Origin of the sequence: Mesorhizobium sp. YC-39, assembly GCF_025753795.1 — a bacterium.
Lineage (GTDB): Bacteria > Pseudomonadota > Alphaproteobacteria > Rhizobiales > Rhizobiaceae > Mesorhizobium.
The window spans coordinates 592098-604656 of record NZ_JAOWPS010000005.1; the positions used below are offsets into that span (position 1 = coordinate 592098).

General features: G+C 60.5%; 9 protein-coding genes. 2 read left to right on the forward strand and 7 right to left on the reverse strand.

Translation table 11 applies throughout. The features are described from left to right. Positions 1–17: 17 nt before the first annotated feature. Entirely contained in the window at positions 18–1769 is a 1752-nt protein-coding gene (locus OHD62_RS28460) for a type I secretion system permease/ATPase (RefSeq protein ID WP_263789959.1), read from the reverse strand. Positions 1770–2169: 400 nt separating this feature from the next. Here OHD62_RS28460 and OHD62_RS28465 point away from each other — a divergent pair, with 400 nt between their 5' ends. Beyond that, positions 2170–2862, forward strand: coding sequence for a N5-glutamine methyltransferase family protein (locus OHD62_RS28465; RefSeq protein ID WP_263789962.1), 693 nt, complete (start codon positions 2170–2172; stop codon positions 2860–2862). Between the two features lie 94 nt (positions 2863–2956). Here OHD62_RS28465 and OHD62_RS28470 read toward each other — a convergent pair whose 3' ends face one another. The 6 genes from OHD62_RS28470 to OHD62_RS28495 all read right to left on the reverse strand — a co-directional run bounded on the left by OHD62_RS28470 (position 2957) and on the right by OHD62_RS28495 (position 11104). Then, a complete protein-coding gene (locus OHD62_RS28470) occupies positions 2957–3223 on the reverse strand; it encodes an acyl carrier protein (protein ID WP_263789964.1) in 267 nt (88 codons plus the stop codon). A 60-nt stretch (positions 3224–3283) separates the two neighbouring features. Continuing rightward, entirely contained in the window at positions 3284–4840 is a 1557-nt protein-coding gene (locus OHD62_RS28475) for a class I adenylate-forming enzyme family protein (RefSeq protein ID WP_263789966.1), read from the reverse strand. After that, complete coding sequence (gene asnB / locus OHD62_RS28480) at positions 4837–6861, reverse strand: asparagine synthase (glutamine-hydrolyzing) (protein ID WP_263790194.1); 2025 nt, start codon at positions 6859–6861, stop codon at positions 4837–4839. The genes OHD62_RS28475 and asnB overlap by 4 nt, the downstream gene beginning before the upstream one ends. A 4-nt stretch (positions 6862–6865) precedes the next feature. Then, a complete protein-coding gene (gene nadE / locus OHD62_RS28485) occupies positions 6866–7849 on the reverse strand; it encodes an NAD(+) synthase (RefSeq protein ID WP_263790196.1) in 984 nt (327 codons plus the stop codon). Continuing rightward, positions 7846–10581 carry a non-ribosomal peptide synthetase gene (locus tag OHD62_RS28490; protein WP_263789968.1) on the reverse strand — a complete coding sequence of 912 codons (2736 nt, stop codon included), beginning with the start codon at positions 10579–10581 and terminating at the stop codon, positions 7846–7848. Before OHD62_RS28490 ends, nadE begins: the two co-directional genes overlap by 4 nt. A 283-nt stretch (positions 10582–10864) precedes the next feature. Next, positions 10865–11104 carry a hypothetical protein gene (locus OHD62_RS28495; protein ID WP_263789970.1) on the reverse strand — a complete coding sequence of 80 codons (240 nt, stop codon included), beginning with the start codon at positions 11102–11104 and terminating at the stop codon, positions 10865–10867. Positions 11105–11559: 455 nt separating this feature from the next. On the opposite strand from OHD62_RS28495, the gene dusA reads away from it, so the two are divergent. After that, on the forward strand, positions 11560–12555 hold the full coding sequence (dusA, locus tag OHD62_RS28500; protein WP_263789971.1) for a tRNA dihydrouridine(20/20a) synthase DusA: 996 nt from the start codon (positions 11560–11562) through the stop codon (positions 12553–12555). Positions 12556–12559: the final 4 nt, after the last annotated feature.

A 12559-nucleotide genomic window follows, 5' to 3' on the forward strand; every position in this document is an offset into this window, starting at 1 on the left:
AGACACGGAAAGACACCTCACACATGCCCGCTTGCACCTTTCTGCATCGGTACAACGGCACCTGGCCTCTCCGGACGCGGGAAGGGCCGGATCACATTTGCCAGAACGTCTTCGCGCGAACCAAAGGAATGGAGCATCCCATTCGACAGGACGAGTACCTGATCGATGTTGACGAGAGCGGAGGGACGATGCGCAACGACGATCGCGATGCCGCCACGCTCGCGCACTGCCAGGATCGCCCCGGCCAACGCGACGTCGCCGTCCGCATCCAGGTTGGAATTGGGTTCGTCGAGGATGACAAGGAATGGATCGCCATAAAGTGCCCTGGCGAGCCCGACGAGCTGCCTCTGCCCGGCCGAGAGGTTCGCTCCACCTTCGCCGATGCGCGTTTGAAAACCGTCCGGCAGGCGCATGATCATCTTGTCGACGCCCGCGGTCTTGGCTGCTGCCAGCACGCCTCTTGCGTCACTCTGGCCGCCGAACCTCGAAATGTTATCGGCGATCGTTCCGTCGAACAGCTCGACGTCCTGCGGCAGGTAGCCAATATGGGCGCCGAGCAGCTCCGGATTCCATTGATCGAGCGAGGCGCCGTCCAATCTTACCGTTCCGCGGAGCGGCTTCCATGCTCCGACCAAGGTGCGCACGAGCGTGGTCTTGCCGGAGCCGCTCGGACCGACGATCGCCAGCCCCGCGCCCTTCGACAGGCGGAAGCTGACATTGATGACCGTCGGCTTCTGCAGACTTGGTGGCGCGACCGTCAGTTCCTCGACGACAAGCTGTGTCTGCGGACGCGGCAGCTCCATGATCTCTTTCTGGCTGTCGAAAGCGTTCAGCGCCGCCGCCAGGTCGGAATAGCTTCGGCGGGTGGCCAGAAACCCTCTCCAGTTCGCGATCGCCACGTCGACCGGCGCCAATGAGCGGCCCAGCAGTATGGACGATGCGATGATCACGCCTGGTGAAGCCTCGCCGCCAATCACAAGGTAGGCGCCAAGTCCCAGCACGCAGGACTGCAGGGCCATGCGGAGTGTCTTAGACAATGAGCTCGTTGCGCCGACGATGTCGGATAGCCGCTCCTGGTTCCTGAGATAGAGATGGCTGATCTCACCCCAACGTCGGCCGAGCCGCGCGGAAAGGCCCATTGCCTGAACGACCTCCGCGTTGCGGCGACCGGAATCAGCGAGAAGCCGCTGTGCCACGAGGGTTTCAGACGCTCGCGCCGCGGGTTTGCGGCTGACGACTTCGGCGACCACCGTCACAAACACAACAGCCAACGCGCCGAGCGTTGCAAGCACGCCAAGCGCGGGGTGCAGCAAGTAGATGACCACCATGTAAAACGGTATCCAGGGAACGTCGAAGACGACGGTCGGCCCCAGGCCGGAAAGAAAGCCGCGCAACTGATCCAGATCTCGAAGCGGCTGCACCCGGTTCGCATCAGGCCCGGCAACGAGCGGCAGGGAAAGCGAGGCGGAGAACGCCTTGTGCTGCAGATTTCTATGCAGGCGGCTGCCGATGCGGACCAGCAGCCGGAGCCTGACGAAATCGAGGAGACCGTAGACCGCGTACAGGCCCAGCATCCCGATCGTGAATCCGACAAGAGTCGGCACGCTCTGCGAAGGCAGCACGCGATCGTAGACCTGGAGCATATAAACGGAGCCGGTCAAGGCGAGAACGTTTATCACTGCCGAGAAAATGCCAACGCCAACCAGCCCATGCATTGAGCCGAACATGGCGGAGCGTAGATCGAGCGAGCGCCCTTCCGTTGGCTTCATGGGTTGCGATCTTTCGCGCGAAATCGCCGCGCTATCTTGTCGGTTCTATCGGTGATGGGGATACCTCGGTGCCAGGCGGAAGGCAGATGCTTCATTTATCGGAACATTATGATTTGCTTACATACGTGCTTTTGGGCAAAATGCAGCGAAATCGTGGCGCGCGGCGCAGAATTCGGAAATTCGTTTCGGAAGCTGGGGACAACCTGAGTCGGCAAAAGCGACTGTTTCCCAACCATGACACAGATGAGAAACTTGTGATCATCTTTTGTTGCATCATGTCTTCAAAGCGAATCAAGGGATGAACATTTTTTCAATTTGTCCGTCGAGATTTCGACGACTTCAAGATATATTTCTTTAGTATGCGATTGTTGAACATCGCGCAGATCGGGAGGGGTTTGTAGTGAGTGAAGAAATCAGTGTTGCCGACGCCTATAGCAAGGGCCGCACCATGTTTATGGGACTTGAGCTGCTCGTGGCGCCTGGCGCTCTCGTGCCCCGGCCCGAGACGGAATTGCTTGGCAAGACGGCTGTTGACGCGCTGAGTCAACTGAACCTGCCGGCGCCACGCGTCGTCGACATGTGCTGCGGGGCGGGCAATCTTGCGTGCGGCATTGCGCACTACGTCCCCACCGCGCGTGTCTGGGCCAGCGATCTCACCGACGGATGCGTCGAAGTCGCTCGCCGCAATGTCGCCCATCATGGCATGACGGGGCGCGTGTCGGTGCTTCAGGGCGATTTGTTCGATGCTTTCTCAGGCCTTGAGCTTGAGGGCTCGATCGACGTTATCGTCTGCAACCCACCCTACATTTCGGAAAAACGGCTCGAGGGCGACCGCGCGCATCTGACCGAGCTTGAGCCGCGTGAAGCATTTGCGGCCGGCCCTTATGGCCTGAGCATTCATATGCGGGTGATCAAGGACGCGCCGCGTTATTTGCGGCGAGGAGGTATACTGCTTTTCGAGGTTGGCCTCGGCCAGGACCGGCAGGTCATGGGCCTGCTGGAGCGTTCCAAGGCCTACGATAACATCCGTGCCGTCACCAACGAAGCCGGCGAGGGCAGGGTGGTAATGGGATATGTGAAGGCGCACGCGTAAGTAAGCCTTGCCGCGGCAGGCGTCGGCCTAGCCGCGGGCGGGTGCGTTCGCTGTCGGCGGAGCTTGGAACGCCCGCCGCACAATAGGCTGGTAGTCAGTTTTTCTTGCTGATGATGTACTGCGCAATGCCCTGAATGGAATCGAGGTTTTCAGGCAACAGCTCGCTATCCTCGACCGTGATGCCATAGGTTTCTTCGATGAAACCAATGACCTCAAGTACTCCCGTCGAGTCGACGACGCCCTGGTCGAGAAGCGATGACTCGCTCTGCAACGCGTCTGCGTCGGCTATGTAGAAATTCGACGCCAGGAACGCACGAATTTGTTCCTTGTAGGTTTCGACCCGGTCCTTGGTAGTCAGCATTGAATTCGCCCTCCTGAGCAACAGCACAAATCAAATCAATCTCGTTCCAGAAAAGGAGCCTTATGACAGGGCCGTTTTTTTGAGCTTGCCGGTGTCTGTCATCGGCAGACTCGCTACGACAACGATCGACTTCGGAACCATGAAGTTCTCCAGCCGCCTCTGGCACTCTTTCTGAAGCTGCTTTTCGCCGATGACGCTCCCTTGCTCCATCACGACAAAGGCCTTAACCGCTTGCCCAAGAAGCTCGTCCGGGACGCCGATGACGGCCGCCTCCCGTACTCCCGGAATGTCCATCAGCACGTTTTCCACCTCCTTGGGTGCCACTTTTTCTCCCCTGGATTTTATGATTTCGTCGCCGCGGCCGACGAAATAGAGGTAACCCTCAGCGTCGATCCGGCAGTAGTCGCCGGTGTACAAGACCTGCTCGCCCGGCAACGGGCCGGGCTTGAGCTTCCTGGCGGTTGCCTCCGGCTTGCCCCAATAGCCCTTCATCACCGTCGCTCCGCGGATGACGAGCTGGCCAACGACATCGGGGCCAACCCTTTTGTCATCCTCGTCGACAATCCACATTTCGGTATTCGGGATGGCGATGCCGACGCTCAACGGCTTTCGTTCCAGATCTGCCGGCGGCAAATAGGTGCAGCGCTTGCATTCGGTGAGGCCGTACATTGAATAGATACGCGCGCCCGGAAATAGATCCTGGAGCATGAGAATGTGCTTGAGCGGTAGCGCGGCCGCGGTGTTCGTGACGTAGCGAATGCTTGAAAAGTCATGACTTTTCAGAGACCTGAGCTCGGAGAGCGAGGCGAAGATGGTCGGTACGCCGGGAAAGCCGGTAACCCTCTCTTGCTTGATCACCCCGAGGATCTGGGCCGGGAAAGCAAACGAGCGTTCGAGCACCAGCCGGGCGCCGGTGCGAAACGCCATGATCATCTGGTACAGGCCGTAGTCGAAGGCGAGAGGCAGGACATTGAGGATCACCTCGTCTTGGCCAAGCTCAAGGTAGGAGGCGATCGACGTGCACGCGGTGATCATGTTCCTGTGCGTCAGCATCACGCCCTTGGGCTCGCCTGTCGACCCCGACGTATAGATGATGGCGGCAAGATCAACGTCGATGCAGCGGCGCGCGGGCGCCGTGCTGTGGTCGCCGGCGACTGCGCTATCCCAGCGCACGGCATGCGGCAATCCTTCCAGCTCGGCGTCGTCGATCGGCCCGGAGACGATCACCCGACGCAATGACGGGCAGTTGCGTGCCGGCTCGCTGAATACCGAGTGCAGGTGCCTGTCGGTGATCAGTGCCGCCGGAAGGCAATCATTGAGCAGATAGTCAAGCTTGTCGCTTTTGGTGAGCGGGTTGACGATGCTGACAACGGCATTCGCCTTGAGAACGCCCCAGAAGGAGACGACCGTCTCGACGGTGTTGTCGGCAAAGATCATCACGCGATCGCCGCGCACGACCCCAGCCTCTACGAGATGATGCGCAATGGCGTTGGCACGCGTCTCAAGCTCGCCATAGGTGACGCGTTGCGTGCCGCACACCAGCGCCACTTTCTCGCCAAGGCGGCTGGCGGAATGGGCGAGGTAGTCGTGCAGGAGAGGTACCGCACTATGCATCATGCCAGAACCTCTTCGCGATGCTCGCGGTCAATGTCGACGCTGAGCGTGCCGGTGCGAGCCCCACCGGGACAGCTCGCGATGAACTGCTGGTGAAGCAGCTGCGTCGACAGCACGCCGACCAGCGCCATATTGTCGGAATTGGACAGATCGCCATCGCCCGTTCTGGCTCGACACTTGTCCAGCAGGCGCGTGACCGATTTCGGATCGAAGACGTTCGCCGCGCGCAGCGCCGTCTCCGAAAGCGCTTCCTGAACATAGTCCGGGGCATCGTCGGCGACGAAGCAAAGCCCGTTGGGCGCCCGGTATGGCTGTTTCTTGCGGGCCACGATTTCCGGCGGCACGATCGGTTCAGCCACACGCTTCAGCACGTGCTTTTCATCGAGGATGGCCAACTTGTAGGCCGCCGGCAGCGAATTCGCGAGCGTCACGACTTCATCGTCCAGGAAGGGGAAGCGTCCCTCGATCGAGTGAGCCATGAGCATCCTGTCGCCTTGCGAGGAAAGCAGGTATCCCGACATCAGCGTCTCGATCTCGATATACTGGTCCTGGGCGAGGGAACCCCATCGCGAAAACTCCGCCGGCAGGCGGGAGAGCAGTTCGGAGACCGCATTGCGTTGCCCAGTTTCAGCGCGCATATCGGCGGAGAACAGCCGCTTGATGGCGCCGGTGGTGTGCCAGCGCGTGTCATGCGCAAACCCCGGCGCGTCATAAGACTGGATGTTGCGCCCGAAGAACTGGCGCGCCATCGCTTGCTGGTGTACGGGCGAGCGGGTGAGATATGGATACAGACGCTCGAGCAGCCGCGGGCGCCGTGTCGAAGCGGGCTGGCGTCCCCAGAAGCGACGCACCTTGCCTTCACGGAACAGATCGTAGCCGGCGAACATCTCGTCGGCCCCTTCGCCGGTGAGCACGACCTTGATGCCGTGCTCGCGCACCAGCCTGGAGAGAAGGAACAACGGCGCAGGCGCGGTCCGGAGGATTGGGCGCTCGGTGTGGTAGATGACCTCGGGAAATATCTCGGCGATATCGTTGCGCGAAACCACCACTTCATGATGCTCGCTTCCGGTCGCGCCAGCGACCAGGCGCTGGAAGCGGGTCTCGTCATATTCGGCATCGGCAAAACGCAGCGAAAAGGTCTGGAAGCGCTCGCCCGCGAAGCGCCTGCCCAGCGTGGCGACAAGCGAACTGTCGAGCCCGCCGGACAGGTAGCAGCCGACCGGAACGTCGGCGCTTACTATTCTCAGCGCGGTGGCGGCTTCGAGGGCGTTGCGCACTTCGTCGACCGCATCATCGAGCGAGCCAGTGAATTCACCATGGCTCGGGTCGCCGGAAATTTCGGGGTAGCTAGGCTTCCAGAACGCCCGCTCGCGAACGGCTCCATTTTCATAGATGCGGAAGTGGCCCGGCTTTAGTTCCTTGATTCCCCGAAATACGCTCTGCGGCGGCACGATCGTCCAGAGCGTGAAGGTCTGGTCGAGGCCAACCGGATCGAAGGCGCGGGATATGCCGGTATCGGCGGCGAAGATGGCTTTCACTTCGCTGGCGAAGTAAAGCCGACCAGCGTGCTCGCAATAGTGCAGGGGGCAGATGCCGAACCGGTCGCGCGACAATACGAGACGACCTGCCACGGAGTCCCATATTGCGATCGCCCATTGCCCGTTCATCCGCTCGAAGGCGGCCTCGCCCCACTCACGATAGGCATGGATGACGACCTCGGTGTCGCTGCGCGTGCGGAAGCGGTGGCCGAGGGCGACCAGCTTTTCACGCAGCTCGACATAGTTGAATATCTCGCCGTTGAAGACGATCCATGTCGTGTCGCCAGCATCCGCGAGCGGCTGCTGGCCGCTGGAAAGATCGACGACGGACAGGCGGGCATGCGCCAAGCCCGCACGTCTATCCCGGTAAAGGCCGCGCTCGTCCGGGCCGCGATGCGTTAGCGCGCCCGCCATGCGCATCAATGCGTCCCGCGAGGGAGGCGCAGCAGCGGCGCTCAGTGACACAATTCCGGCGATGCCGCACATCCGGTCAGCCCTCGCCCATCGAGGCAGGCAGCAAGGGCCGAGCGTGAAGATATCGAGCGGCACGCCGTTTGCTGTCGATGTCCTTGAACACTTTTTGAACCTGGGCCGCAGTGAGATCGGCAGCGGCTGCGACCTCCTCGGCAGAGAGCCCGTGGTTCACACCGTAGAGGCACAGATCCATCTGATGATAGGGCAGCGCGAAATAGAATTCCTCCTGGCTCTGCGCCATAGAGAAAGTGTCCGTGGTGGGCGGCCGCCGCCGAATCTCTTCATCAACTCCAAGATATTCGGCCAGTTGGTAGACCTGGGTTTTGTAGAGGTGGACGATAGGCATCAGGTCGGCGGTTCCGTCGCCTTGCTTGACGAAAAAGCCCTGGTCGTACTCAAGGCGGTTTGGCGTGCCTGCCACCGCATAATTGAGGCGGTCCGCGTGGTAGTACTCGGTCATCTTGCGCAAGCGCTGCTTGTAATTGGTTGCAGCGACGATCTGCAGATAGGCTGCCGGCGACAGACGTACTGTGTCGGTCTTGCCCTGCGGGTCTTCAACCGTGAGGCGTGTTATGTTGAGGCCGTTGCTCTCGAGAACCGACGCGAGCACCAGCTTGCATTTCCAGCCTTCCCCATATTGAGGAACGACGGTCTGGATCGCTTCGATCTGTCGACGATAGGCGCCGATGGCCTCGAGGGCCGGCGCCATGTCTTCCAGGATCGTATCGATGCCAAGCTGGGCCGCGATAACGCGGCCAAGTCGTAGCGAGTCGCCGGAGGAATGGTGCTCCGGCATGAATATCCCCAGAACCTTGTCTTTGCCGAGCGCGCGCGCGCACAAGGCCGCGACAACGGAGCTGTCTATGCCGCCGGAGAGGCCGACAACCACGCCACGGCGCCGCAACGTGCCAAAAACCTGCTCACGCAGGATTTCGACGATGCGATCGACCTCCGCGCGAGCATCGAGCACCAGCGTGCTCCTGCTGAATTCTGAAATCAGGTCGATGGTCCGTACTCCCGTATGCGAAGCTCGGCCGCAGAATAGGTTTGCTCCAACGCGTTCTCGATGAGTGGGCGGTTGGTGGCGAGATAGGGCTCTGTGACCATATCGAAGTGACTGCCAACGACTGGAACCACATCCAGACGCGCGAAAGCGCCGTCCCACCCGATGGCCAGAGGCATTTTGGGGCGAGCGCAGCGGAAGAGGGTTGCGGTGATCGGCAGCGTCGGCCTGGGTCTCGCCAACCACTGGTAGAAGGCTCGCCCCCGCAATTGCCCCTGCAGTTCCAGTTTGGTTCTGAAGCTCGTCGCGTTGAACTCGTCACGGGCATAGCGATCGAGGATGCGGGCGAGCTGCATCTCGAAGCCCGTTTTGACAGCAACTTTTGCAAGGAAGCGGCAAACCATCCGGTCAGCTGTGACGCGATTGGTCCGGATCCGCTGGTATGTGCGGACAATCATCTCCCAATAGGTGCTGCGCTCGCCGAGGAGGCTCGTGTCGAGGATTCCCAGGAACTTTATAGTTCGCCCCGCAGCCAGCAGCCGCTCCACAACCTCGAACGCGACGGCGCCGCCGAGCGAATGGCCGAGAAGTCTTATTGGGCCTGTTGGCTGAGCGCGACGGATCTGCTCGACCGCGCCCTCGGCCATGTTTGCGACGGTGTTTGGTCCGCGCAATATCATAGCCAGGGCTGGATATCTGATGGGGACCACTCGTGTCATCTTGCCCATCGAAGATGCAAAGGCTGCAAAGCTTGGGCCATAGCCGGCGGATCCCGGGAGCAGGAAAAGAATTGGGGGTTCATGCTTTTTTACTTGCGCGCGCGGGGCGCCTGCTTGTGCCGACGAGACCACCTTGACCATTTCGTCCATGCTCATACCGGCCCTGAAGCCATCGAGACTGAGTTCCTGCCCGATGGCAGTTTCGATTTCCATGACGCATTGCAGCAGCTTCAGCGAATCTCCGCCCGCGTCATCCCAGCGTCCTGCTGCGACGCGTGTGTTGAGGATACTGTTCCAGGCATGCTGCACTATCCGATAGGCATTCAGCTCGCTGGTATTGGACGGCGGCGCGGCCGGGGCGATCTTCCTGGTTGAAAGATCGATCTCCGCAAGCGCGGTCAGGTCGACCTTGCCGCCCGGCAGACGTGGAATTCCGGCGATCGTGTGGAGCCGCATGGGACACAGCTGCGGCGGCAGCTTCGTTCTGACAAGCTGGCGAAGCTCGTCCGAAAAGGCCGGCCCCGCCCAAGGCTGAGGAATGGCGAATGCAACAAGCTCATTTGCCGCCGTCACGATTGTGACCGCATCCTCCACGTCAGGCGCGCTACGCAATACCCGTTCGAGCTCTGCCGGTTCGATGCGCTGACCATTGATCTTTATCTGGCGGCCCTTGCGGCCGACAATGTGCAGCAGGCCATGGCTGTCAAGCTGGACGAGGTCGCCCGTCGCGAATATCCGCAGATCACCGTCATTCGGATTCGATGCCACGGGCACAACGGCGCCGTTCTCCCAATGGCCGAGCAAGACATACGGGCTTCTTATCAGGAGTTCGCCAACCTTGTCGGGCTGAACGCGGCGCCCCTCTTCGTCGACAATCGCGAACATCATTCCTGGGAGCAACCAGCCAACCGGAACCGAGGTGCCTTCCTCCGGCCAATCTTGCGGCAAGAACCATTGCGCCCCCGTGGTCTCGGTTGACGAGTAAGCAATCTGGATGAGGCAACTGCTGGACACGACTTTGCGCAGCAGGGCGATATCGGCCCAAGACACCTTCTCGCCTCCGATCCGGGCCACTCTGAGCGAGCGGAAGGCGTGGGCAGGTTTGTCCGCCATGAGTACGCGAAGCAAGGCGGGCACAAGATAGGTGACCGTCACGCCTTCGGATTCCACCAGGCGCTGGGCCGCCCGCAAGCCGATGGTTTCGAGCTCGGCGAGATGCAAGGTGGCGCCGGTCAGGACGGCAGCCAGAATCTCCCGGCAACCGGCGATGGTGGCAGGCCCGACCAGGGGCAGGAAAACATCATCCGAATTGATGTGGCATGCGTCGACATATTGCTGAACCCGCCACAGCAGGCTGCGCTGGCTGTTGACGATGCCTTTGGGATGGCCAGTGCTGCCTGAAGTGTAGAGCACTATCGCGGGCGCGTCGACCGAGACGGAACAGGACTGGGGTAGCGGCTGGACCTGCGGAGTGATGCTGGTGGTCGCATCAATCCAGTGAACATCCTGAACCAAACCGATCGGGCGAACATCGCCATCGCCTATGACTGCCGAGAGCCGCGCCGCAACAACAATCTCATTGGTTCGCGAGTAGGGATCTCTCATGTTGAGTGGCACGGAAGGCCGCCCAACCGCCATGCTCGCCAAAATAGCTACAGGGTACCAGGCCGAGTTGGCCTGAAGGATCCCGATCGCCTGTCCGCTGGGAACGACCGCCGCAATTCGGTGGGACAGCATCTCGACAGCTTGGAAAAGCTGGGAATAGGTCAGACGAGTGGTGCCGTCGCTGATCGCGAGTTTGTTGGGATATTGCTTGGCGATGTCTCTCAGGTGATCGAAGACGGTAATGTTCGCAAAATCGACGCCCATGCGTTGATAGGGGCGCAGGACAGGACCGCCCTGATCAAGTGCGTATTCCGGGACGTTCGACCATCTACCGGGGGCCGCTGGTTGACGATCCGCCTGTAGATCCTGATCCGTCCTTTCTGATGCCAAATACATTGGAGACATGAGTGGCCCACGCTGAGGTTAGGGTCACTTATCGCGCTCCGTCGAAACCTTTTCATCGATCATTCTGATGACGCCGCGGTGTCCATAAGGCAAGCCTTGGGCTGGCCGTGCGTCCGACAGGGAATACTCATGCCATCATGGGCAAATCGCGCTTCGTCTTCACGTTGTTGTGACTTCGCGCCAGGTCACGTTCTTCTTTCGGCAAGACAGCGGGATGCCGTTCGGATGGAGCCGGACGGGGAATAGACTGTCTGACTGCCGACAACCCGCCGCAAACTCTGGCTTATCCGGCTTTTTTGTCAGGCCACGCATTGGCAGCAGCATATCCGCCAGAGACAAAGCAGTATGCAAAGATCTGCCCCCGGTTTTCGTCCGTCACGCGGACCCAATCCTTCTCCCACGTTCGCAGCGTAATATGGCGATCCGTCAACAGAGAAGCAGCTCTGTATGGACTTGGCGCGTTGATGATGCGACCCGCGATCACATCGTCGCCTTCCATTCGCTCAACAAGATAGGTCTGCATCGATGGCCTCCCGGCAGCAACTTTGACGTGAGCTACTTTACCGTGGCCTAATGACACTTTGACTACCGCCGCACAGACTTCGTCCGGTAACTCCCTATCCTATGGCGACAGCTGTCATCGCGAGCCTGCTAAGCCGTTGAAGGAGCACCGCATATGCGGCCTCTGGAGTGCCGCGGCCTCGTATTGTAATAGCGTCGAAAGTCGCAGAGTTCCGATGGGGCCTTTGGTGCCATCGCCCCGGAGCCGGGTGTGCCGAAATTGATATCTCAAACGCGAGGTATTAGTTAGCTTGGTGTGCGCTAGATGGGCAGCAAGAAGCGCAATTCAATCGAGCGGCCTTCGGTTTTCGGACACGTGATCGCAAATTGGCCACACCTGGATGGCGCCGCATGCCAAAATTGCCTTGTCGCCTCAAATGGACATTTAACCGACTGCGATCAAAAAAAGACAATTAAATGAATAAGATACATAAATGTCTTGCCATTGCCCCGATGATGGACTGGACGGACCGGCATTGCCGGTTCTTCCATCGTCAGTTGACGCGCCAGGCGTTGCTCTACACCGAGATGGTGGTGGCCGACGCGATCATCCAGGGTGCGCGCGAGCGGCTGCTCGGCTTCGACGACGCCGAACATCCGGTCGCATTGCAGCTTGGCGGCTCCGATCCGTGCAAGCTTGCCGAGGCGGCGCGCATCGGCGAAGCCTTCGGCTATGACGAGATCAACCTCAATGTCGGCTGTCCGTCAGACCGCGTCCAGTCGGGCACGTTCGGCGCCTGCCTGATGAAGAAGCCGGTGCTTGTCGCCGATTGCGTCGCGGCGATGAAGGCCGCCGTCAAAATCCCCGTCACAGTCAAATGCCGCATCGGCGTCGACGAACAGGATCCGGAGCCGGCGCTCGACGCGCTGGCGGACGGCGTTTTTTCGGCCGGCGCCGACGCATTGTGGGTGCATGCCCGCAAGGCTTGGCTGGAAGGGCTGAGCCCAAGGGAAAACCGCGACATCCCGCCGCTCGACTATGACAGGGTCTATCGTCTCAAGACCAGAAAGCCGAATGAATTCATTGGCATCAATGGCGGTATTCAATCGCTCGAAGAGGCACTTGGGCACATTGATCATGTCGACGGGGCCATGCTCGGCCGCGCCGCCTATCACACGCCTGGTATCCTGGTGGACGTCGATGCCGCATTCTATGGCGGCGAATCCGAGCCGTTCGACTTTGCCGCACTGATCGATGCCATGGCGGCTTACGCGGCTCGCCACATCGAGCGGGGCGGCCGGCTTGGCCATGTCACCCGCCACATGGTCGGCCTGTTCCATGGCCTGCCTGGCGCACGCCGCTACCGACAGATCCTGTCGACCGACGCGACACGGCTCGGCGCTGGGCCGGAAGTGCTGAAAATAGCCTTCGCCGCGGTTGATTTAGCCAGGGCAGGCGCGGAGGCCGCCTAAAGAC

Bases quoted from the DNA above. Each gene is read 5' to 3' on its own strand.
- dusA (WP_263789971.1), top strand. From the start codon at position 11,560: ATGAATAAGATACATAAATGTCTTGCCATTGCCCCGATGATGGACTGG.
- OHD62_RS28490 (WP_263789968.1), bottom strand. From the start codon at position 10,581: ATGTCTCCAATGTATTTGGCATCAGAAAGGACGGATCAGGATCTACAG.
- OHD62_RS28460 (WP_263789959.1), bottom strand. From the start codon at position 1,769: ATGAAGCCAACGGAAGGGCGCTCGCTCGATCTACGCTCCGCCATGTTC.
- OHD62_RS28495 (WP_263789970.1), bottom strand. From the start codon at position 11,104: ATGCAGACCTATCTTGTTGAGCGAATGGAAGGCGACGATGTGATCGCG.
- asnB (WP_263790194.1), bottom strand. From the start codon at position 6,861: ATGTGCGGCATCGCCGGAATTGTGTCACTGAGCGCCGCTGCTGCGCCT.
- OHD62_RS28475 (WP_263789966.1), bottom strand. From the start codon at position 4,840: ATGATGCATAGTGCGGTACCTCTCCTGCACGACTACCTCGCCCATTCC.
- OHD62_RS28470 (WP_263789964.1), bottom strand. From the start codon at position 3,223: ATGCTGACTACCAAGGACCGGGTCGAAACCTACAAGGAACAAATTCGT.